20 protein-coding genes are annotated in these 23,321 nt (G+C 54.0%); 13 read left to right on the plus strand and 7 right to left on the minus strand.

Annotated features, from left to right (window positions below; translation table 11 throughout):
* Window positions 1-21: 21 nt before the first annotated feature.
* Window positions 22-1,149, minus strand: coding sequence for a succinyl-diaminopimelate desuccinylase (gene dapE / locus QEN32_RS06370; protein ID WP_001277822.1), 1,128 nt, complete (start codon window positions 1,147-1,149; stop codon window positions 22-24).
* 3 nt (window positions 1,150-1,152) lie between these two features.
* Window positions 1,153-1,509: an ArsC family reductase gene (locus QEN32_RS06375; protein ID WP_000631923.1), complete on the minus strand. Its 357-nt coding sequence runs from the start codon at window positions 1,507-1,509 to the stop codon at window positions 1,153-1,155.
* Between the two features lie 412 nt (window positions 1,510-1,921).
* Between QEN32_RS06375 and ypfM the strand changes: the two genes are divergently transcribed.
* Window positions 1,922-1,981, plus strand: coding sequence for a protein YpfM (ypfM, locus tag QEN32_RS06380; RefSeq protein WP_001386977.1), 60 nt, complete (start codon window positions 1,922-1,924; stop codon window positions 1,979-1,981).
* Between the two features lie 101 nt (window positions 1,982-2,082).
* Here the strand turns inward: ypfM and acrD are convergent, their stop codons facing one another.
* Window positions 2,083-5,196, minus strand: coding sequence for a multidrug efflux RND transporter permease AcrD (gene acrD, locus QEN32_RS06385; protein ID WP_001263087.1), 3,114 nt, complete (start codon window positions 5,194-5,196; stop codon window positions 2,083-2,085).
* A 184-nt stretch (window positions 5,197-5,380) separates the two neighbouring features.
* A complete protein-coding gene (gene narQ, locus QEN32_RS06390) occupies window positions 5,381-7,081 on the minus strand; it encodes a nitrate/nitrite two-component system sensor histidine kinase NarQ (protein ID WP_000216814.1) in 1,701 nt (566 codons plus the stop codon).
* 185 nt (window positions 7,082-7,266) lie between these two features.
* Between narQ and aegA the strand changes: the two genes are divergently transcribed.
* Window positions 7,267-9,228, plus strand: coding sequence for a formate-dependent uric acid utilization protein AegA (aegA, locus tag QEN32_RS06395; RefSeq protein ID WP_001078942.1), 1,962 nt, complete (start codon window positions 7,267-7,269; stop codon window positions 9,226-9,228).
* Between the two features lie 448 nt (window positions 9,229-9,676).
* Here the strand turns inward: aegA and pbp4b are convergent, their stop codons facing one another.
* Complete coding sequence (pbp4b, locus tag QEN32_RS06400; protein ID WP_000673285.1) at window positions 9,677-10,975, minus strand: penicillin binding protein PBP4B; 1,299 nt, start codon at window positions 10,973-10,975, stop codon at window positions 9,677-9,679.
* Window positions 10,976-11,178: 203 nt separating this feature from the next.
* On the opposite strand from pbp4b, the gene nudK reads away from it, so the two are divergent.
* The 3 genes from nudK to QEN32_RS06415 all read left to right on the plus strand — a co-directional run bounded on the left by nudK (window position 11,179) and on the right by QEN32_RS06415 (window position 13,280).
* Complete coding sequence (nudK, locus tag QEN32_RS06405) at window positions 11,179-11,754, plus strand: GDP-mannose pyrophosphatase NudK (protein WP_000084033.1); 576 nt, start codon at window positions 11,179-11,181, stop codon at window positions 11,752-11,754.
* Window positions 11,755-11,878: 124 nt separating this feature from the next.
* Entirely contained in the window at window positions 11,879-12,922 is a 1,044-nt protein-coding gene (locus QEN32_RS06410; RefSeq protein WP_001270668.1) for a DUF1176 domain-containing protein, read from the plus strand.
* Between the two features lie 127 nt (window positions 12,923-13,049).
* Window positions 13,050-13,280: a hypothetical protein gene (locus QEN32_RS06415; protein ID WP_000700635.1), complete on the plus strand. Its 231-nt coding sequence runs from the start codon at window positions 13,050-13,052 to the stop codon at window positions 13,278-13,280.
* A gap of 62 nt (window positions 13,281-13,342) precedes the next feature.
* Here the strand turns inward: QEN32_RS06415 and tkt are convergent, their stop codons facing one another.
* On the minus strand, window positions 13,343-15,343 hold the full coding sequence (gene tkt, locus QEN32_RS06420; RefSeq protein WP_000087326.1) for a transketolase: 2,001 nt from the start codon (window positions 15,341-15,343) through the stop codon (window positions 13,343-13,345).
* 19 nt (window positions 15,344-15,362) lie between these two features.
* Window positions 15,363-16,313, minus strand: a complete 951-nt coding sequence (gene tal, locus QEN32_RS06425; RefSeq protein ID WP_001072443.1) for a transaldolase — start codon at window positions 16,311-16,313, stop codon at window positions 15,363-15,365.
* Window positions 16,314-16,584: 271 nt separating this feature from the next.
* Between tal and maeB the strand changes: the two genes are divergently transcribed.
* The 8 genes from maeB to eutN all read left to right on the plus strand — a co-directional run bounded on the left by maeB (window position 16,585) and on the right by eutN (window position 23,319).
* Complete coding sequence (gene maeB, locus QEN32_RS06430) at window positions 16,585-18,864, plus strand: NADP-dependent oxaloacetate-decarboxylating malate dehydrogenase (protein WP_000344299.1); 2,280 nt, start codon at window positions 16,585-16,587, stop codon at window positions 18,862-18,864.
* Between the two features lie 416 nt (window positions 18,865-19,280).
* Window positions 19,281-19,616 (plus strand): ethanolamine utilization microcompartment protein EutS, encoded by a 336-nt coding sequence (eutS, locus tag QEN32_RS06435; protein ID WP_001031445.1) that lies wholly within the window; start codon window positions 19,281-19,283, stop codon window positions 19,614-19,616.
* 12 nt (window positions 19,617-19,628) lie between these two features.
* Complete coding sequence (gene eutP / locus QEN32_RS06440; protein ID WP_000820751.1) at window positions 19,629-20,108, plus strand: ethanolamine utilization acetate kinase EutP; 480 nt, start codon at window positions 19,629-19,631, stop codon at window positions 20,106-20,108.
* Entirely contained in the window at window positions 20,086-20,775 is a 690-nt protein-coding gene (gene eutQ / locus QEN32_RS06445) for an ethanolamine utilization acetate kinase EutQ (protein ID WP_000733868.1), read from the plus strand. Before eutP ends, eutQ begins: the two co-directional genes overlap by 23 nt.
* Window positions 20,772-21,575 carry an ethanolamine utilization cob(I)yrinic acid a,c-diamide adenosyltransferase EutT gene (eutT, locus tag QEN32_RS06450; protein ID WP_000997661.1) on the plus strand — a complete coding sequence of 268 codons (804 nt, stop codon included), beginning with the start codon at window positions 20,772-20,774 and terminating at the stop codon, window positions 21,573-21,575. Before eutQ ends, eutT begins: the two co-directional genes overlap by 4 nt.
* A complete protein-coding gene (gene pta, locus QEN32_RS06455) occupies window positions 21,572-22,588 on the plus strand; it encodes a phosphate acetyltransferase (RefSeq protein ID WP_000582929.1) in 1,017 nt (338 codons plus the stop codon). Before eutT ends, pta begins: the two co-directional genes overlap by 4 nt.
* 40 nt (window positions 22,589-22,628) lie before the next feature.
* Window positions 22,629-22,919: an ethanolamine utilization microcompartment protein EutM gene (gene eutM / locus QEN32_RS06460; protein WP_000387716.1), complete on the plus strand. Its 291-nt coding sequence runs from the start codon at window positions 22,629-22,631 to the stop codon at window positions 22,917-22,919.
* Window positions 22,920-23,031: 112 nt separating this feature from the next.
* Entirely contained in the window at window positions 23,032-23,319 is a 288-nt protein-coding gene (gene eutN / locus QEN32_RS06465) for an ethanolamine utilization microcompartment protein EutN (RefSeq protein WP_001522340.1), read from the plus strand.
* The last annotated feature ends 2 nt before the right edge of the window (window positions 23,320-23,321 follow it).

Genomic DNA, 23,321 nt, shown 5'->3' on the forward strand with positions numbered 1-23,321 from the left:
TTCCTCTTACCGGAACGCTCATCAGGCGACGAGCTGTTCCATAATGCGTTGATACATACGGGCCAGTAGCTGGAGATCGGCGGCATTCACACATTCATTAATTTTATGAATGGTGGCGTTCACCGGCCCCAGTTCTACCACCTGCGCTCCCATACGGGCGATAAAACGTCCGTCGGACGTACCGCCCGTCGTCAGTAATTGCGGTTTAATTTCATTATAGTGCTCAATGGCGTTTACCACCGCGTCCACCAGCTTGCCGCGTGCGGTCAGGAACGGCTGGCCGGAAAGCCACCAGTCTACGGTATAGCGTAGCTGATGCTTCTCAAGCAGCGCATGTACCCGCTCTTTGATCATCTCATCGGTCAGTTCCGTGCTGAAACGGAAGTTAAACTGCACGAACAGTTCACCGGGAATGACATTATTGCTGCCGGTGCCTGCCTGGATATTGGCTACCTGCATACTGGTGGCCGGGAAAAAGTCATTGCCCCGATCCCACTCGATAGCGACCAGTTCATTAAGAAAAGGCGCGGCGCGATGAACAGGGTTATCTGCCAGATGCGGATAGGCGACGTGCCCCTGAACGCCATGAATAGTGAGGTTACAGGTGAGGGAACCGCGACGCCCGTTTTTGACGACATCACCCACAATTTCAGTACTGGAAGGTTCGCCGACCAGACAGTAATCCAGCCGCTCGTGACGGGCCATCAGCGCTTCAACCACCTTTACGGTGCCATTTTTTGCGCTGGCTTCTTCATCAGAGGTAATCAAAAATGCGAGACGGCCCCGGTGATGAGGATGCTGCGCAACAAAACGTTCAGCAGCCACCACCATGGCCGCCAGTGAACCTTTCATATCCGCCGCGCCGCGACCGAACAACATTCCGTCGCGAATCGTAGGCTCAAACGGCGGATTGATCCAGCGATCGACATCGCCAGCCGGTACGACGTCAGTATGCCCGGCGAACGCCAGCGTTTCGCCACGCCCACGCCATGCCCAAAAATTTTGCGTGTCGCCAAAATCCATATGCTCAATGGTAAAACCGATTTTACGCAGGCGTTCAATCATTAATGCCTGACAGCCTGCGTCATCCGGACTCAGGGAGGGGCGACGAATAAGTTGCTGTGTCAGCTCAATAACCGGGCACGACATAGACTACACCTCATCAAAAAACTGCTGATAACGGGATTCACTGAAACCAAGCAGCATAGGCTTCCCGGGCGCGCAGAGCAATGGGCGTTTGATGATTGCCGGCTGTTCAACCATGAGAGCAGCGGCGGAGTCGGCATCGGTAATCCCGCTGCGGTCGCCTTCATCCAGTTTGCGCCATGTTGTGCCGCGCGTATTCAGTAAAGGCTGCCAGCCGAGTTCGGCAATAAAGGTATTAAGAAGAGGGAGGTCTATGCCATCCACACGGTAATCGTGAAAACGATAATCAATGCCATGCTCCTCCAGCCAACGGCGCGCTTTTTTGATCGTGTCGCAATTCTTAATGCCATAGAGGGTAATCATATTGAATCCTTTAACGCGAAATTCGAATAAATAATCAATAGTATCGTCTGCGGGATAATAAGTGTGGCTATTAATGGTTATTTATCCAGCGCTGATCGGCAATCAATATAACATTGTTGAGTGAATGTGAATAATGATTCCAAAACGTTCCAGATGTGGCTTGTTTATAATTCGCGAGGAAAATCCTATTTTGCGCACATGCAATTGATTGTTTTTTAACCCGATTTGATAAAGTAGTAGAAAAGGTATTAATGTTGCTAAATATTGCAGTAAGTCACATAAAATTTACGGCTACAGCGCCATAGTAATATCATAGACAGCGTAACCAGAGGATATCGCAACAATCGGTTAAATGAACTTCTCTCTATACCGCTAACTACGTAGAATACCCATAATAATAAGAGAGGCTATTATGATTGAACGTGAACTGGGGAACTGGAAAGATTTTATCGAAGTCATGCTTCGTAAATAAATGCCTGGAAGGCACCGCGCTCCCATAGGGGATAAGAAAAGGCGACTCAACGAAAGTCGCCTTTTTTGTGCCCGACACCTCGTATCAGGCTGGCCAGGAGCTTATTCCGGGCGCGGCTTCAGCGGGAAGCGGCGACGTATCAGCACGAAAAACAGGGGTACAAAGAAGATAGCCAGAATGGTTGCTGAGATCATTCCCCCCATCACGCCGGTTCCGACAGCATGTTGGCTACCCGAGCCTGCCCCGGTGCTGGTGGCCATCGGCAATACGCCAAAGATAAACGCCAGCGAAGTCATCAGTATCGGTCGCAGGCGCTGGCGGCTGGCGTACAGCGTGGCGTCTAACAGCGCGTGTCCCTTCTGATTCATTTCGTTGGCGAATTCCACAATCAGAATCGCGTTTTTCGCCGAGAGGCCGATAACGGTCAACAGCCCCACCTGGAAGTAAACATCGTTTTCCAGCCCGCGCATCCAGGTAGCGAGTAGCGCGCCAATGACGCCGAGCGGCACAACCAGCATCACCGAGAAGGGCACCGACCAGCTTTCATACAATGCCGCCAGACACAGGAAGACGACTAATAGCGAAATAGCGTACAGCGCGGGCGCCTGCGCGCCGGAGAGCCGTTCCTGGTAAGACATGGCTGTCCATTCCAGGCCAAAACCGCCCGGTAGCTGATGCACCAACGACTCCATGACATCCATCGCCGTCCCGGTACTGACCCCCGGCGCGGCCTCTCCGACAATTTCTACCGCCGAATAGCCGTTATAGCGTTCCAGACGCGGCGAGCCGGTTTCCCAGCGCGAGGTGGCGAAGGCGGAGAAGGGGACCATGCCGCCATCTTTGTTACGGACATACCAAAGATTAATATCATCCGGCAACATACGATATTTCGCTGCGGCCTGAACATAGACCTTCTTCACGCGACCACGGTCCATAAAGTCGTTGACGTAGCTCGATCCCCAGGCTGTTTGCAGGGTGTCGTTGATATCGTCAATCGATACGCCCAGCGCCTGCGCTTTCCGTTGGTCAATATCAATTTGCAGTTGCGGGCTGTCGTCCAGGCCGTTGTGGCGCACGCGGGTCAAGGAACTGTTTTTCCCGGCCAGCTCAATGAGTTGATCTCGTGCGGCCATCAGCGCGTCATGGCCTGCTCCGGCGTGATCCTGTAATTCCATATCAAAACCGGCGGAGCTGCCCAGACCGCTAATTGCCGGCGGGCTGCTGGCGAAGACGCGAGCTTCTTTAATCTGGTTAAACGCTTTTGTCGCCCGCTCAATAATGGCGAACGAGGAGCCGGTGGTGGGATCGCGCGCGTCCCAGTCTTTCAAGCGAACAAACATGCGCGCGACGTTTTGCCCATTCCCGCCAGGGCCGGAACCTACCGTCGAGAAGACCGACATAATGTTGTCTTTCTCATGGGTGAAGTAATAGTTTTCAACCTTTTCAACGACTTTCAGGGTCTGTTGTTGCGTAGAACCGCTCGGTAGCTGGATAGACGTAGTGAACATGCCCCGATCTTCTTGCGGTAGAAAGGAGGTGGGGAGACGCAAAAACAGGAACACCATGCCGCCAAGCAACAGAACATAAATCAGAATCCAGCGCAGGCTGCGATGCAAAATTTTCGCTACGCCTTTCTCATAACGTTCGGCATTACGATTGAAGGTACGGTTAAACCAGCCGAAAAATCCGCGTTGCCCGTGTTGTTCGCCTTTGTGCAGCGGTTTTAATAACGTTGCGCACAGCGCCGGTGTCAGGATCATGGCGACCAGCACCGACAGCACCATTGCCGAGACAATGGTGATAGAAAACTGACGATAAATCGCCCCGGTGGTACCGCCAAAGAACGCCATCGGCACGAATACCGCAGACAGCACCATCGCGATACCGACCAGCGCCCCCTGGATTTGTCCCATGGATTTGCGCGTCGCTTCACGCGGCGTGAGCCCTTCTTCGCTCATGATACGTTCGACGTTTTCCACCACCACGATGGCATCGTCGACCAGGAGCCCGATTGCCAGCACCATCGCGAACATGGTTAATGTGTTAATACTGTAGCCGAACGCGTAAAGCACAGAGAAGGTGCCCATTAATACTACCGGCACGGCGATCGTCGGAATTAGCGTGGCGCGAAAGTTTTGCAGGAACAGGTACATCACCAGGAAAACCAGCGCGATAGCCTCCAGCAACGTTTTGACCACATCGATAATCGAGGCTTTGACAAAGGAGGTGGTTTCATACGCGATCTTGTATTCCAGCCCTTGAGGGAAGTACTGCGCCAGCTCGTTGAGGCGATCCAGCACCAGCTTCGCGGTCGCCATTTCGTTTGCGCCGGAGGCCAGCTTAACGCCAAGACCGGAAGCCGGATTGCCGTTAAAACGGCTGAGGTAGTCATACTTTTCCGCCCCCAGCTCCACGGTGGCGACATCGCCCAGTTTGACCTCGGAACCGTCCTGATTAACGCGCAGGGTGATATCGCGAAATTGTTGCGGCGTTTGCAGCAATGACTGCGCATTAATGGTGGCGTTCAGCGCCTGTTTGTCGACCGAAGGCGTACCGCCAAGCTGCCCGACGGCGATTTGCGCATTCTGCGACTCAATCGCATCGGTCACGTCTTTCGTGGTCATCTGAAAACTATTCAATTTGGCCGGATCGAGCCAGATACGCATAGAGTACTGTGAACCATAAGCGTCAATATCGCCGACGCCGTTGACGCGGCTGAGCGGGTCCTGAATATTACTGGCGACGTAGTCGGCGATATCCTGCTTGTCCATAGAACCGTCGGTAGAGACGAAAGCGATGGTCAAAATATTGGTATCGCCCGTTTTGCGTACCGTGACGCCTTGATCCTGTACCGCCTGCGGCAGTTTACGCATCGCGGACTGTAACTGGTTTTGCACCTGCTGAACCGCCTCATCAGGATCGGTTCCCGCAATAAAGCTCAGCGTGATGGTCGCCTGTCCGGTTCCGCTGCTTTGTGATGACATGTACATCAGATTATCGAGGCCCGTCATATTCTGCTCAATAACCTGGGTTACGGTATTTTCCAGCGTTTGCGCCGACGCTCCCGGATAATTTGCGGTAATACGTACGTTGGGCGGCGCCAGATCGGGATATTGTTCAACAGGTAAAGAGAAAATGGCTAACGCCCCTGTCAGACATAACAGGATAGCCAGCACCCAGGCAAAAATGGGGCGATCGATAAAAAAATTCGCCATTAAAGGGAAACCTCGTGTTTCTACATATCGTTATAGATTTGAACTGCTTCACTGTAGCGGCAAGCTACGAGCCAAACGTGGAGAAATAAAGGAGATAATGTAAATTATCATGCGCTTTTACAGCATACTTTTTGTGCCAACGCCGGAAAGCCTGACATCTGGCCTTCCGGCGATTTGCCGTTCTTTACGTTAACTGACTCTCTTCCTTGTTGGAGGAGCGAAAACTGATACTGACCAGCGTGCCGCCGCCGGAGGGTTGCGAAAAATTCAGCGTGCCGCCAAGGCGCTCCGCGCGCTCACGCATTATATTCAGACCATAGTGTCCGGCAGGCTCATGCGGTTCGCCGATACCAATGCCATTATCGCGAATATAAACGGTATGATCGCCGTCAGGCGCGGTGACGCAGCTCACGGCGATTTCGCTCGCGTTGGCGTGTTTAATGGCGTTCAGGACCGCTTCACGCACAATTTGCAACAAATGCACCTGCATTTGCGCATCCAGCGCCAGCGTGGGTAAACGGCAATCCAACGTGAGTTTGGCCGGAGTCTGACTCTGTAAATCTTCCAGCATCTCATGCAATGCGGAGGGTAAATCGGCCTGCTGTAACGTCAGACGGAACGTGGTGAGTAGCTCGCGAAGCTGGCGGTAGGCGTCGTTCAGCGCTCTGGAAAAATCCGCCATGATGCTTTGCGCGCCGGCGTTATCTTCTGGAATGGCGCGCTTCAAAAGCGTTAACTGAATACGTAAATAAGAAAGTACCTGCGCCAGCGAATCGTGTAGCTCACGGGCAATTGTCGCGCGCTCTTCCATTAACAAAAGTTGCTGGAAGTGTTTTTGCGCCTGATTAAAGTACAAACCACGCCCCAGCATCGTGGAGACGCTGTTCAGCAGCGGCGTAGAGGCATTAACGTTGGGGCTTTGCCAGTGGAGTTCGCCATAGACCGTGTCCTGCATCGTCACTGGCAGCATTTGCATCGGCAGGTCGGGGCTTTGCGTGCCTTCGCTAATCCGCCAGTTATCGCCCACGGTTAACTCCAGATACCAGGCGGCGTCATGTTCACGGACAATTTGCAAAATATGGCGAAAACAGTGGACATCGATTTGGCTGGTATTCAGCGCCTGGGAGCACTGGTATAACACCTCCAGGCGGCGATGCGCTTCGTGCAGATCGTGCGTTTTTTCTTCCACCGAGGCTTCCAGCGAACGGTAAAGTTTATGCAGCTCGCTCGACATCTGGCTAAACGTTTTCGCCAACAATCCCAGCTCATTGGGTAAGCTGGTATCCAGCGGCAGCGGGGCGAACTGACCATGTTCAATTCGCTGACTGGCGGTGACCAGTTGATTCAGCGGGCGAACGACCTGCTGGCGGATACGCCGTAGGGTAAAAAAGACCAGCGTAAATATGCCGATACCGCCCGCCAGCGATATGGCTACGACCAGCATGACTTTACGCTCGGCGTAATGCTGTAATGCCAGAACGAAGAGATCAATTTGATCGACGTAATTGTTGATATTGGTCTGATACCAGGCAATGTCGCCGTCCTGTAGGCGGCTATTCATCTCCAGCCAGTTGGCGTGCAGGCGCGCGTAGCGAGTTTTCACCGCCTGCGGCACATACCAGGCGTTGAGATTTTGCAGTACCGGCGAGTTGAGCGCGTGCTGGAAAAGTTGACGATGCGCATTAATCTGCGGGCTACGGCTTTGCAGATCGTAACCCAGCCGATAGCTCTGCATTCGTAGCGAACCGGCGATATTGATCGCTTCTGCATCCCGTAAACTGCTGGTCAGCGTCAGTAATGCGCTGCCGGTGGACAGAATAGACAACAGCACAATATAGAAAAAAGCCTTAGCCAGACTGGCTGAGACCGGGCGTTTAACCGTCACGCTGGTACTCCCCGCATTTAGCTGAATCGCAATTGCATTTGCTTTGAAATAAATTGATCTGCCACAGGTTCTGGACAGATAGTTGTGCTTCCTGGGCAGATGAACATTGCCGACCCCGCCTTCGTCAGTTAATAACAATGCTCATATAAAGAATAAGGTTTTTACAACCAAAACAGAAGGATGCCATGAATCGTTTTATTATGGCCAATAGCCAGCAGTGTCTGGGCTGCCATGCCTGCGAGGTCGCCTGCGTAATGGCTCACAATGATGAGCGACATGTCCTGACGTCACAGCGCTATCAGCCCCGAATTACTGTCATCAAACATCAGCACCAGCGCAGCGCGGTCACATGTCACCATTGTGAAGATGCGCCCTGCGCCCGTAGCTGTCCGAACGGCGCGATCGCGCATATTAACGACAGCGTGCAGGTCAATGCGCAGAAGTGCATCGGCTGTAAATCCTGCGTCGTCGCCTGCCCATTCGGCACCATGCAGATGGTATTAACGCCCGTCGCGCCAAACCAGTTCAAAGCCAGCGCGCATAAATGCGATCTGTGTCAGGGACGTGAACAGGGCCCGGCCTGTGTGGAAAATTGCCCGGCGGATGCGCTGCAACTGGTCACCGAAGACTCGTTGACCCGTCTGGCTAAAACGCGACGGCTTCGTACCGCCCGGCAGGAGATTCGCCCCTGGCATACCGTGGATACACAACACAGTGGGACAGCAAGCAGCAAAGTCGAGCGTATGCAGGCGACGCCACCACGCGGCGAACCGGATAAACTGGCGATTGAAGCGCGTAAAACCACCTTTGAGGAAATTTATCTGCCGTTTCGTGCCGCGCAGGCGGAGCGTGAAGCGGCCCGCTGCCTCACATGCGGGGAACACAGTATCTGCGAATGGACCTGTCCGCTGCATAACCATATTCCCCAGTGGATCGAACTGGTGAAAGCTGGCGATATTGATGCGGCGGTAGAGCTTTCCCACCAGACCAACTGCCTGCCGGAAATTACCGGGCGCGTCTGTCCGCAGGACCGGCTATGCGAAGGCGCGTGTACACTCCGCGATGAGTATGGCGCGGTTACCATCGGCAACATTGAGCGCTATATCTCCGATCGCGCTCTGAGCAAAGGCTGGCGTCCCGACCTGTCGGACGTACAGAAGAGCGATAAGCGCGTGGCGATTATCGGCGCGGGGCCGGCAGGTCTTGCCTGCGCTGACGTGCTGGCGCGCCATGGCGTAAGCGCCACCGTCTACGATCGCCACCCGGAAATCGGCGGTTTGCTCACCTTTGGTATTCCGGCTTTCAAACTGGATAAATCTCTGCTGGCGCGCCGTCGGGAGATCTTCAGCGCGATGGGGATTCGTTTCGAGCTTAACTGCGAAGTAGGGAAAGATATTTCTCTGGAGACGCTGCTGGAGAGTTATGACGCCGTCTTTGTCGGGGTAGGAACCTATCGTTCCATGAAGGCTGATTTACCGAATGAAGACGCGCCGGGGGTATATGATGCGTTGCCATTCCTCATCGCCAATACCAAACAGGTGATGGGGCTTCCGGCGTTGCCTGACGAGCCGTTTATTGATACTGCGGGCCTTAACGTGGTTGTGTTGGGCGGCGGTGACACCGCAATGGACTGCGTACGTACGGCGCTGCGTCATGGCGCTGCCAACGTCACCTGCGCTTATCGCCGCGATGAGGCCAATATGCCAGGGTCGAAAAAAGAGGTGAAAAACGCGCGTGAAGAGGGCGCGAACTTTGAATTTAACGTTCAGCCGGTTGAGTTGGTGCTGGATACGCACGGGCGCGCCAGCGGTATTCGCTTTTTGCGTACGCGGCTTGGCGAACCGGATGGTCAGGGGCGACGCCGCCCGGTACCTGTACCGGACAGCGAGTTCGTGATGCCGGCGGATGCGGTCATTATGGCGTTTGGTTTTCATCCGCATGGTATGTCGTGGCTGGAATCGCATGGCGTGAAGGTGGATAACTGGGGACGTATTGCCGCCAGCGTCGAGAGCGAGTTTCGTTACCAGACGTCCAACCCGAAAATTTTCGCTGGCGGCGATGCGGTGCGCGGCGCCGATCTGGTGGTGACGGCGATGGCAGAAGGCCGACATGCGGCGCAGGGGATACTCGACTGGTTAGCTAAATAAGCGTATTTGTAGGCCGGTTAAGGCCTGGAACGGTTAAATGATTGAGTGATAAAAAATCTTAAACTTATTGGCTAACCTTACTCCGTTTGCAGAAATGTTGACGCTCGCAGGGCTGGACGCCCTGCGATAAACATTTTTCCGTCGGGTCGACGTTTAACAGGCCTGATGAGGCCAATCTTAGTATTGAAAATAGAGTGTAAATTGAAGGAAGGGACGCTATCAGAATCCCTTCTTAGAGCCTGTCCCATTAGGGCTATTTTACTTGCCATTTTGGTCCTGGGCAGTGCTCGCCAAAACGCGTTAGCGTTTTGAACGCCGCTTGCGGCGGCCCGAAGGGCGAGCGTAGCGAGTCAAACCTCACGTACTACGTGTACGCTGCGGTTTTTGCGCGCTGTCCGTGTCCAAACTGGCTGCGCCAATAACGCCTGGTGGGACAGGCTCTTAATTTTTATTTTAAGGAACCATATATCTGGTCAACAATCCAGCCATACGTCGCCGCAGGTAATAATCCACTGACAAAAACATTCGGATTCACTTTAGGATTTGCTACCGGCGAGTGCGGCCTGTTACCTAAAATCACAATCGCCATATGATTAACCGGATCGATAGACGTCAGCGTGCCGGTCCATCCGGTATGTCCATACGTTTGCGGACTGGCTAATACCCCGAACGTGGGGGTCATTGAGGCGTTGCCGTTAACGCGCCACCCCAGACCAAAGGTAGCGTCTTCTGGCGAGCGGCGAGTAAACTGCGCAACCGTTTTGTCGTCGAATAGCTTCACGTTACCGTAGCCGCCCCCATTGAGCATGACTTGCATTAACACAGCCATATCATGGGTGTCAGAAAACAGTCCGGCGTGTCCTGAAACGCCGCCCATTGAGTACCAGGCTTTTTCGTCATGCACCTGGCCCCATAGTGTATTGGTGCGAATATTGGGGAAATGAATCACGCCGTCACGCGTGTTGCCGTGTAGTTCCGTTGCGGCGATTTGCGGCGGCGTGAAGCCTTTCATCAGCGGGTTAAAGACGGTATGTTTTAATCCGAGCGGTTTATAAATGGTGGTTTCGACGTAGCGATCTAATGGCATTGCCGTTATCGATTCAATGATAAAACCAAGAATCATATAATCCACGTCGCTGTAGATATGCTTCGACCCAGGTTGATATTCCAGCGGTGTCTTTTTAATCATCTCCAGAGTAGTGCTTTTACTCTGTGAAAATAATTTACCGGCGACGTTTTTATTGGGATATTGTGGGTCGGCAGGAAAGCCCGCGACGTGATGAAGAATATCAATAATGCGGAGTTTATCTTTGCCTTTTATTTTATCCCCAGGCATATCCTTAAAGCCGGGGATATATTTTGATACCAAATCATTGACATCTATTTTTCCTTCATACACTAGTTTTTGCAATGCGAAGTTAGTGGCATACATTTTTGTGTTTGAAGCCAGATCATACATCGTGTTAGTGGTCGCCCGAATGGGATGGGCTAACAGCGTGGAACCGTCATATTTTTTAGCATAGCCCCAGGCTTTTTGTAGAACAATATGATTATCTTTTATCACCAGAAGATTGATGCTGGGATATCCGGCATCAATTTGATTTTGAATCCAGCCATCAAGTCGGTGAAGTTTTTGGCTATCAAACCCCACCTGATCAGGGCTCGCGATGGTCAATACCGGATACTCAACGGCAAAAGCTGAAAGGGAAAACGTCAGTAGAACCGTCGCAACGAGAGTAAATTTCATGATGATTCCCTCAGTCTCACTCCGGCCGTCAAATCATATCGCGAGCATGGACTCTGCGGCCCGGAGAAGCAGAATATGGTCATGGCAGTGACAGAAAAATATGGCTGTACGTCCGTTCAGTCGGCATTAAGGATTAACCCTTCAGCAGACAAAACCGGCCTCACGGCGTAATATTAATGCTCTTTTTACACCCTGGAGCCAGCATGTCGCAAACCATTACGCTTATTAAGGATAAAATTCTTTCTGATAATTATTTTACTCTGCGCAACATTACCTATGACCTGACCCGTCGTAATGGCGAGGTTATCCGTCACAAGCGTGAGGTTTACGATCGCGGGAATGGCGCAACCATTCTGCTTTACAACTCAACTAAAAAAACCGTGCTTCTGGTTCGTCAGTTTCGCGTGGCGACATGGGTCAACGGTAATCAAGACGGTATGTTAATTGAAACCTGCGCTGGCCTGCTTGATAACGACGAGCCGGAGGTCTGTATCCGTAAAGAGGCCATTGAAGAGACAGGGTATGACGTTGGTGAGGTACGCAAGATATTTGAGCTGTATATGTCGCCAGGCGGCGTCACGGAGCTGATTCATTTCTTCATTGCCGAATATCATGATAGCGAGCGTGCCAGCATCGGCGGCGGCGTGGAGGACGAAGAGATTGAGGTGCTTGAACTGCCGTTTTCCCGGGCGCTGGAAATGGTGCGCTCAGGTGAGATTCGGGACGGTAAGACCGTGTTATTGCTTAACTATTTACAGACGTCTCATCTAATGGACTGAAAAAAAAGAAATATATTTCTTTACACAAAAAAGACCAATCCGATAAATCTGATTGAGAACCCTGATGCGCGCAAGGAAGATACCGCCTTAGCTGTGTTGTTCTGAATCTGGGGTTGTTCCGTTCATGCGCTACCGCGTTATTCTTTTTTGTCTGTTTGGCCTGTTGCCGGTCCAGCTACTGTGGGCTGCGCCAGCGCAACGGACTTTTTCCGACTGGCAGGTCACCTGCAATAACCAAAATTTTTGCGTAGCGCGCAATACTGGCGAACATCATGGGCTGGTGATGACATTAAGCCGCAGCGCCGGGGCGCGTACCGATGCGGTACTGCGTATCGACCGCGGCGGTTTGGCGCCGCCCGACGCTAAAGAAGCCGCAATTGCGCCTCGCTTATTGCTGGATGGCAAACCGCTTTCGTTCAACAGTCCACACTGGCGCGTGTCGCCCTGGCATCTCATGACCGGCGATCCTGCCACCATCACCGCATTTTTACAGACGATTCAGGATGCGCAGGCTATCACCTTAAAAAACGGCGTTCAGACGCTTTCGCTGGCGGGATTAAAAGCGGCATTACTGTTTATCGACGCGCAACAAAAACGTGTGGGCAGCGAAACCGCCTGGATTGAAAAAGGAAACGAACCGCCGCTCAGCGTGCCCCCGGCGCCGGCATTAAAGGGGATCGCCGTGATTAATCCAACGCCCGTACCGCTGAGTGAGGAAGAACGCGACGATCTGCTGGACTACGCAGCATGGCGGGTAAACGGCATTCGCTGTTCGCTTGATCCGCTGCGTCGCGAGACGCAGGTCAGCGCGTTGACGGATGATAAAGCGTTATTGATTGTTAACTGCGAAGCCGGCGCCTATAACACTATTGATCTCGCCTGGGTAGTTTCACGCAAAAAAACGCTCGCCTCGCGCGCCGTACGTTTGCGGCTGCCGTTTAATCGCGGCGTCGAAAGTAATGACATGGAGTTGATGAACGCCTTCTTTGACGAGAAAACGCGCGAGCTGGTGACGTTGGCGAAAGGGCGGGGGTTAACCGACTGTGGTATCCAGACGCGCTGGCGCTATGATGGCGATCGTTTTCGTCTGGTACGTTATGCCGAAGAACCGAGCTGCGATAACTGGCACGGGCCGGATGCCTGGCCTACGCTGTGGATCACGCGTTGAATCCTGGTTTTTATCCCCTTTTCAGAATAGGGATACACCTATTGAGGTTTCATTTATGGTATAGAGATTGCTACGTTACGGTAGGATTGTTACTTTACCCGATAGCCTCACCACAGCAGGAAATAGTATGAAAATAAATAATGGCCCCGTATTATGCCCCCATTGTGGCTGCCTGAGCGCTTATTATGAAATAGATCGACTGGCGGCGATAAGAGAAAAAGTGAATAAAGAAGGCGGATCAGCGGCGTGGGATTCAACATTACAGGCGCATAAAAAAAAGGCCTTTTGCCTGATGTGCCATAAATCCATTGATGAGGTCGTCATCGGGCAGTCAGATGCGCCTGAGTCTACGAAGTAATTTTGCACAGCCTACAGAACAGGTCTGCAGACTGTGCAAAGTCTGTGTTGCTAACGCTCGCCTTAGCCTTTGATGTTTAGCACCCGGCGGGCTTTTTCTACAATATTTTCCACGGTAAAGCCAAAATACGGGAACAGTTTGTCAGCCGGGGCGGATTCACCGTATCCCGTCATGCCGATAATTGCACCTTTTAGGCCAACATATTTATACCAGTAGTCGGCTATACCGGCTTCCACCGCGACGCGGGCGGTCACGTGCGCCGGTAGCACTGATTCGCGATATGCCTCGTCCTGCGCATCGAAAATATCCGTTGAAGGCAACGACACCACGCGAACGTTATGCCCCTCGCCAGTCAATTTTTCCGCCGCCTGGAGGGTAATTTCCATTTCCGATCCGGTAGCGATCAGAATGATATCCGGCTTGCCGCCGCTATCTTTCAGAATATAACCGCCGCGGGCAATCGCTTTCACCTGTTCCGGCGTGCGTTCCACCTGCGCCAGATTCTGCCGCGAGAGAATCAACGCCGTCGGCCCGTGCTGACGTTCAATGGCCAGCTTCCAGCCGACCGCCGCCTCAACCTGATCGCAGGGACGCCAGGTGCTGAAGTTGGGCGTTAAGCGCAGGCTCGCCAGTTGTTCCACGGCCTGGTGCGTCGGGCCATCTTCGCCCAAGCCGATGGAGTCGTGGGTATAGACCATAATCTGCCGGGCTTTCATTAAGGCCGCCATACGCGCCGCGTTACGCGCATATTCGACAAACATCAGAAACGTGGCGGTATACGGTACAAAGCCGCCGTGGTGGGCGATGCCGTTGGCAATGGCGGTCATGCCGAATTCGCGCACGCCATAGTGGATGTAATTACCTGCCGGATCCTCTTTCAACGAGGTCGAACCTTTCCAGATAGTCAGGTTGCTCGGCGCCAGATCCGCCGATCCGCCCAACAGTTCCGGCAACAGGGGACCGTAGGCATTGAGCGTATTTTGCGATGCTTTACGGGTGGCGATTTTGGCCGGATTAGCCTGCAAGTCGTTAATAAATTTTTGCGTGGCGGATTCCCATGCCTCCGGCAATCCGCCGCTCATCCGGCGGGTAAACTCTGCGGCCAGCTCAGGATAAGCCTTCTCATAAGCAGCAAACTTTTCCTGCCACTGCTGCTGCGCTTTCTCGCCTTTTTCACGGCCATCCCACGCGCGGTAAATCTCTTTTGGGATCTCAAACGCCGGATGATGCCATCCCAGCTTCTGGCGAGTCAGCGCCACCTCTTCTTCGCCCAGCGCCGCGCCGTGCGACTCCTCCTTCCCGGCTTTATTCGGCGAGCCAAAACCTATCACCGTCCGACAGATAATTAGCGAAGGTTTGTCTTTTACGCTCTGGGCTTCCAGAATGGCTTTTTTCACCGCCTCCGGATCGTGCCCGTCAATGTCATGCACGACATGCCAGTGGTAGGCTTCAAAACGTTTGGCGGTATCGTCGGTAAACCAGCCTTCGGTTTCGCCATCAATGGAGATGCCGTTGTGATCATAAAAGCCGATCAGTTTGCCCAGCCCCAGCGTACCAGCCAGCGAACACACCTCATGCGAGATCCCCTCCATCAGACAGCCGTCGCCCATAAAGACATAGGTGTAGTGGTCGACAATCTCATGGTCCGGCCGGTTGAACTGTGCGCCTAACGTACGCTCGGCAATCGCCAGCCCGACGGCATTCGCCAGCCCCTGGCCCAGCGGCCCGGTGGTGGTTTCAACGCCGGGCGTATAGCCAATCTCCGGGTGACCTGGCGTTTTAGAGTGCAGTTGACGGAAGTTTTTTAGCTCCTCCAGCGGCAGGTCATAGCCGGTTAAATGCAGCAGACTATAGAGCAGCATGGAGGCGTGACCGTTGGAAAGGATAAAACGATCACGGTCATACCAGGTCGGATCGGTGGGGTTATGTTTAAGAAAATCGTTCCATAGCACTTCAGCGATATCCGCCATCCCCATCGGCGCGCCGGGGTGCCCGGAATTGGCTTTTTGAACGGCATCCATGCTCAGCGCACGAATCGCATTGGCAAGGTCTTTACGGGACATAAATCACTCCATGCAAGGTTTATAGTTTGGCGGCAAGCAGGTCTTCCAGTTTGCGCTGGTCAACGGCAAAAAGACGGATACCTTCCGACAGCTTCTCTACGGCCATCGCGTCCTGATTATGTTCCCAGCGGAACTCCGCTTCCGTCATTGGCGTAGGACGGTGGAACATCTGCGAGGAAGGCACCAGTTTACGGATCACCGGTTCTTCTTTTTCTTTCAGCTCTTTAAGCAGGTTGGGGGAGATAGTCAGTCGATCGCAGCCGGTTAGCGCGAGGATTTGCTCAGTACGGCGGAAACTTGCCCCCATCACGATGGTTTCATAGCGATGCTGTTTAAAGTAATCGTAGATATTGCGTACCGATTTCACGCCGGGATCTTCCTCCACGACATACGGCTCCAGCGGACTACGTGCCTGATACCAGTCGTAAATTCGGCCCACGAACGGAGAGATCAAATAGACGCCCGCTTCGGCGCAGGCGCGCGCCTGGGCAAAAGAGAACAACAACGTCAGGTTGCAATTAATGCCCTCTTTTTCGAGCTGCCCGGCGGCGCGGATACCTTCCCAGGTTGCGGCGAGCTTGATCAGAATGCGCGATTTATCAATACCCTGCTGCTGGTAGAGATCCACCAGATGGCGCGCTTTCTCGATACTTTTTTCTTTATCGAATGATAACCGCGCGTCGACTTCAGTGGAGACGCGACCGGGAATACTTTTCAGTATTTCCGCGCCAAAATTGACCGCCAGTTTATCGCTGGCTGCTGCAACCTGCTGTTCCTGCGTACCGCCGTGTTTTTTTCCCCAGGCAATCGCATCCTCAATCAAATGACCATACTGCTCAAGCCCGGCGGCTTTCAGCAGTAAAGAGGGATTTGTCGTGGCATCCTGCGGCTGGTAGTGGCGGATGGACTCAATGTCGCCGCTGTCGGCGACGACGGTAGTGAATTGTTTGATGCCGTCTAGCTGGTTCATAGGAAATACTCCTTGAAAAGTAAAGTGTTAGATGAGTGTGTTGATTCACACTTCTGAAAGATTGATACACTACATAACCAAAAAGCATAGCAGACAGGCATGGTATTGCTGGTATAAGCAGGTAACATGGCTGTTATAAGTTGATAACAAACTCTTGCGCCGCGTCGTGATAGTTTGCAGACCTTCAAAGTTTGTGTTGCGCAGTACGGTGATAATGTGCGGCGCACCAGGCCGCGTCACTTTTTGAACGATACGTGAAAGGAACAACAAAATGGATGAGCAGTTAAAACAAAGCGCCCTTGATTTCCACGAATTTCCGGTACCCGGTAAAATTCAGGTTTCTCCGACTAAGCCCCTTGCCACCCAACGCGATCTGGCGTTGGCTTACTCGCCAGGCGTGGCGGCGCCCTGCCTGGAAATCGAAAAAGATCCGCTGGCAGCCTACAAATACACCGCGCGCGGCAACCTTGTCGCGGTCATTTCCAACGGTACAGCGGTACTGGGGTTAGGCAACATTGGCGCGCTGGCCGGCAAGCCGGTCATGGAAGGCAAAGGCGTTCTGTTTAAAAAATTCGCCGGCATCGATGTGTTTGACATTGAAGTCGATGAGCTTGATCCGGACAAATTTATCAATGTGGTCGCAGCGCTGGAGCCGACCTTTGGCGGCATTAACCTCGAAGACATTAAAGCGCCGGAATGTTTCTATATTGAACAGAAACTGCGCGAGCGCATGAACATCCCGGTTTTCCATGACGATCAGCACGGAACGGCGATCATTAGTACGGCCGCCATTCTTAATGGCCTGCGAGTCGTAGAGAAAAATATTTCCGACGTGCGGATGGTCGTCTCCGGCGCAGGGGCGGCGGCAATCGCTTGTATGAACCTGCTGGTCGCGTTGGGGATGCAAAAGCACAACATCGTGGTGTGCGACTCTAAGGGCGTTATTTACAAAGGCCGTGAGCCGAATATGGCGGAGACCAAAGCGGCCTATGCGGTAGACGACAGCGGCAAGCGCACGCTGGATGAGGTCATTGACGGCGCGGATATTTTCCTCGGCTGTTCAGGCCCGAAAGTGCTGACTCAGGAGATGGTGAAGAAAATGGCCCGCGCGCCAATGATTCTGGCGCTGGCCAACCCGGAACCGGAAATTCTGCCGCCGCTGGCGAAAGAAGTGCGTCCGGACGCCATTATCTGTACCGGTCGTTCCGACTATCCGAACCAGGTGAACAACGTATTGTGCTTCCCGTTTATCTTCCGCGGCGCTCTGGACGTCGGCGCGACGGCGATCAACGAAGAGATGAAACTGGCGGCGGTCCGTGCGATTGCCGAGCTGGCGCACGCCGAACAGAGCGAAGTGGTGGCCTCGGCCTATGGCGATCAGGACCTGAGCTTTGGGCCGGAATACATTATTCCGAAACCGTTTGACCCGCGTCTGATTGTCAAAATCGCTCCGGCGGTCGCGAAAGCGGCAATGGATTCCGGCGTGGCGACGCGCCCGATTGCTGACTTTGATGCCTATATCGATAAACTGACCGAGTTTGTCTACAAAACCAACCTGTTCATGAAGCCGATCTTCTCGCAGGCACGCAAAGATCCGAAGCGCGTAGTGCTGCCGGAAGGGGAAGAGGCGCGCGTGCTGCACGCAACTCAGGAGTTGATCACCCTGGGGCTGGCGAAGCCCATCCTGATCGGACGTCCGAGCGTGATCGAAATGCGTATCCAGAAACTGGGGCTACAGATCAAAGCGGGCGTTGATTTCGAGATCGTGAATAATGAATCCGATCCGCGCTTCAAAGAGTACTGGAGCGAGTATTACCAGATCATGAAGCGTCGCGGGGTAACTCAGGAACAGGCGCAGCGTGCGATGATCGGCAACCATACGGCCATTGGCGCGATCATGGTGCAGCGTGGGGAAGCGGATGCGATGATCTGCGGCACCATCGGCGACTACCATGAGCATTTCAGCGTCGTGAAAGCCGTCTTTGGCTACCGTGACGGCGTGCATACGGCAGGGGCGATGAACGCCTTACTGCTGCCAAGCGGCAACACTTTTATCGCCGATACTTATGTTAACGAAGATCCCACGCCGGAACAGTTGGCGGAGATCGCCGTAATGGCGGCGGAAACCGTTCGCCGCTTTGGTATTGAGCCGAAAGTCGCGCTGTTGTCGCACTCTAACTTTGGTTCCTCAAATTCGCTGTCCGCCAGCAAAATGCGCGAAACCCTTGAGCGGGTACGCGAACGAGCGCCCGATCTGATGATTGACGGTGAGATGCACGGTGATGCGGCGTTGGTGGAAAGTATTCGTAATGACCGGATGCCGGATAGCCCGCTGAAGGGAGCCGCCAATATTCTGGTGATGCCGAATATGGAAGCCGCCCGCATTAGTTACAACTTACTACGCGTCTCCAGTTCCGAAGGCGTCACGGTCGGTCCGGTCCTGATGGGCGTGTCTAAACCGGTACATGTATTAACGCCGATCGCCTCTGTACGCCGTATCGTGAATATGGTGGCGTTAGCGGTAGTTGAAGCGCAAACCACGCCGCTTTAATAACGCATTACTCTCTCTTCTGGCGCAGGTTCTCCTGCGCTTTTTTTATGCGCCGCTGGGCTTCGCCATGGCATGAAAGGCTCGGGTGGGGATATTCTGGAACCTATTGCGTTACCCCTACTTATTTCACTGAATCTGTACTATGCACAAATCGAGTGATACGCATTATTTTTATCAATAATAGTAATACAAAGAATAGCCGGTGGGTATTTATTGAGGAACAAGCTTAAATTCAGAATGACGCCTGAAAATGTGATGCACCACGATATTTATCGTTAACACCTTCGACAGAAGTCCCTTTTATTTTCTTTCTCTTAGTGATCTACCTCACCTTTTACATCACCTTGCCGAATTTTGTTATTTACTCCGACAAAAAATTGCCACGATGACGGCAGTTTCAGTGGAGACGGTGAGCAATGAATAAAGAACGCATTATTCAGGAATTTGTGCCGGGCAAACAGGTCACGCTGGCGCATCTCATTGCGCACCCTGGTGAAGAACTGGCGAAAAAGATCGGCGTTCCCGATGCCGGCGCGATTGGCATTATGACCTTAACGCCGGGGGAAACGGCCATGATCGCTGGCGATTTAGCGATGAAGGCTGCGGATGTACACATCGGTTTTCTCGACAGATTTAGCGGCGCGCTGGTGATTTATGGCACCGTCGGTGCAGTAGAAGAAGCGCTATTACAGACGGTCAGCGGGCTGGGGCGATTATTAAACTTTACCCTGTGTGAGTTAACAAAAAGTTAATTGGTGGCGGTAATGAAACGTATTGCTTTTGTCGGCGCGGTCGGTGCCGGAAAGACAACGCTTTTTAACGCGTTACGGGGAAATTATTCCCTCGCCAGAAAAACGCAGGCCGTGGAATTTAATGATCATGGCGATATCGATACGCCGGGTGAATATTTTAGCCATCCCCGTTGGTATCACGCCTTAATTACCACGTTGCAGGATGTGGACACGCTGATTTATGTCCACGCGGCAAACGATAAAGAAAGTCGCTTACCTGCCGGGTTATTGGATGTTGGAACCCGTAAACGACATATCGCCGTTATCAGCAAAACGGACATGCCGGATGCCGACGTCGCCGCTACGCGGCAGTTGCTTTGCGAGATTGGATTCCGGGAGCCGATTTTCGAGCTCAACGGTCACGACCCGCAAAGCGTGCGGCAGTTGGTGGATTATCTGGCGGCTCTCAGTGAACAGGAGGAAGAGGCAGGTGAAAAAACTTATCACAGCTAACGATATTCGTGCGGCCCACGCCCGCGGCGAACAGGCGATGTCGGTAGTGCTGCGCGCCAGCATTATTACCCCGGAGGCTCGCGAAGTGGCGGAACTACTGGGCTTCACGATTACCGAATGCGACGAGTCCGTCCCGGCATCCACATCGGCGCAGGCGTGTAAAAGCGAAAGCCAGCGCATTCGGGAAGCCATCATCGCGCAGCTCCCGGAAGGGCAGTTTACTGAAAGCCTGGTGGCGCAGCTGATGGAAAAAGTGCTCAAGGAAAAGCAGTCGCTGGAACTGGGGACGATGCAGCCGAGCTTTACCTCCGTCACGGGTAAAGGCGGCGTGAAAGTCATTGACGGCAGCAGCGTGAAATTTGGCCGCTTCGACGGCGCCGAACCGCACTGCGTCGGCTTAACCGATCTGGTTACAGAGCAGGACGGCAGCAGCATGGCCGCCGGGTTTATGCAGTGGGACAACGCCTTTTTCCCGTGGACGCTGAACTACGACGAAATCGACATGGTGCTGGAGGGCGAACTGCACGTACGTCATGAAGGCGAAACCATGATTGCCAAAGCCGGAGATGTCATGTTCATCCCTAAAGGCTCCAGCATTGAATTTGGCACGCCGACGACTGTGCGCTTTCTGTACGTCGCCTGGCCTGCGAACTGGCAATCCGTATGAACGATTTCATCACCGAAACGTGGCTCAGAGCGAATCACACGCTCAGCGAAGGATCGGAAATCCATCTGCCCGCTGATGCACGACTGACGCCCTCGGCCCGGGAACTGCTGGAAAGCCGCCGCCTGCGCATTAAGTTTCTGGATCAGCAAGGCCGGCTGTTTGTCGATGATGACGAACAGCAGCCGCAGCCGGTACATGGCTTAACCAGTAGCGATACGCACCCACAGGCCTGCTGTGAACTGTGCCGCCAGCCGGTGGTGAAAAAGCCCGATACGCTGACCCATCTGACGGCGGACAAAATGGTCGCCAAAAGCGACCCGCGCCTCGGCTTTCGCGCCGCGCTCGACAGCGCCATCGCGCTGACCGTGTGGCTACAAATCGAACTGGCGGAACCCTGGCAGCCGTGGCTTTTCGATATCCGGTCGCGGCTGGGCAACATTATGCGCGCCGACGCTATAGATGAGCCGCTGGCGGCGCAGTCTATCGTCGGGCTGAACGAGGATGAGCTGCATCGGCTTTCCCACCAGCCGCTGCGCTATCTCGACCACGATCACCTGGTGCCGGAGGCCAGCCACGGTCGCGATGCGGCGCTGCTTAATCTGCTGCGAACCAAAGTCCGCGAAACGGAAACCCTCGCCGCACAAGTGTTTATTACCCGTAGTTTTGAGGTCTTGCGCCCGGACATTTTACAGGCGCTGAACCGACTCTCCAGCACGGTTTACGTGATGATGATTTTGAGCGTGGCGAAACATCCGCTGACGGTCGCCCAAATTCAACAACGGTTGGGAGAGAAGCCATGATCATTGAACGCGCCCGCGAACTGGCGGTACGCGCCCCCGCCAGAGTCGTCTTTCCCGATGCGCTGGACGAACGCGTGCTGAAAGCGGCGCATTACCTGCAACAGTACGGTCTGGCTCGCCCCGTTCTGGTCGCCAGTCCGTTTGCGCTGCGTCAGTTTGCCCTGAGTCATCGTATGGCGATGGATGGCATTCAGGTCATCGACCCACACAGCAACCTGAGTATGCGCCAGCGTTTTGCGCAACGCTGGCTTGCCCGTGCCGGAGAAAAAACGCCGCCGGACGCAGTGGAAAAGCTTAGCGACCCGCTAATGTTCGCTGCCGCCATGGTGAGCGCCGGTGAGGCTGATGTGTGTATCGCAGGCAACCTGTCGTCAACGGCGAATGTGCTGCGCGCAGGGCTGCGGGTGATTGGCCTGCAACCCGGGTGCAAAACATTGTCGTCTATTTTCCTGATGCTGCCGCAGTATGCCGGCCCGGCATTAGGGTTCGCCGATTGTAGCGTAGTGCCGCAGCCGACGGCGGCGCAGCTGGCGGATATCGCTCTCGCCAGCGCCGACACCTGGCGGGCCATTACCGGCGAAGAGCCGCGCGTGGCGATGCTGTCATTTTCAAGCAACGGCAGCGCCCGTCACCCCAATGTTGCCAACGTGCAGCAGGCGACAGAGCTCGTTCGCGAACGTGCGCCGCAACTGCTTGTGGACGGTGAATTGCAGTTTGACGCCGCTTTCGTACCGGAGGTCGCCGCGCAAAAAGCGCCTGACAGCCCGCTGCAAGGCCGCGCCAACGTGATGATTTTCCCGTCGCTGGAGGCGGGCAATATTGGCTACAAAATCGCTCAGCGTCTGGGAGGCTATCGCGCTGTTGGGCCGCTAATTCAGGGGCTTGCCGCGCCGCTTCACGACCTCTCCCGAGGCTGTAGCGTGCAGGAAATTATCGAACTGGCGTTGGTGGCAGCCGTGCCGCGCCAGGCTGACGTGAGCCGCGAACGCAGCTTACACACACTGGTTGAATGAACGGTCCCGTTCTGGACCCCTTTAATGAGAGGAAAACACGATGGAAGCATTAGGAATGATTGAAACCCGGGGCCTGGTTGCGCTGATTGAGGCCTCAGATGCGATGGTAAAAGCCGCACGCGTGAAGCTGGTCGGCGTGAAGCAGATTGGCGGTGGCCTGTGTACGGCCATGGTGCGTGGCGACGTGGCGGCGTGCAAAGCCGCAACCGATGCTGGCGCCGCTGCGGCGCAGCGCATTGGCGAGCTGGTCTCTGTACACGTGATTCCACGCCCGCACGGCGATCTGGAGGAAGTGTTCCCGATCAGCTTCAAAGGCGACAGCAACATTTGATGGTAGGCCGGATAAGACGCGCAGCGTCGCCATCCGGCATGAATGCGCGCCATTGCCTGATGGTGCGCAGATTCAAGGCCTACGACCCAACGGGCAATCCATGGAGGCGGATATGAAACTGGCAGTCGTCACAGGACAAATCGTATGTACCGTCCGCCATCAGGGACTGGCGCATGACAAATTGCTGATGGTGGAAATGATCGATGCCCAGGGCAACCCCGACGGGCAGTGTGCCGTCGCTATCGACAGTATCGGGGCGGGAACCGGAGAGTGGGTACTGCTGGTCAGCGGCAGTTCCGCGCGCCAGGCGCATCGCAGCGAATTATCACCGGTCGATCTGTGCGTCATTGGCATCGTCGATGAAGTGGTGGCTGGCGGGAAAGTGGTTTTCCATAAATAGGA

The sequence above is a fragment of the Salmonella sp. SA14318 genome (assembly GCF_029866905.1).
Classification (GTDB): Bacteria; Pseudomonadota; Gammaproteobacteria; order Enterobacterales; family Enterobacteriaceae; genus Salmonella; species Salmonella enterica.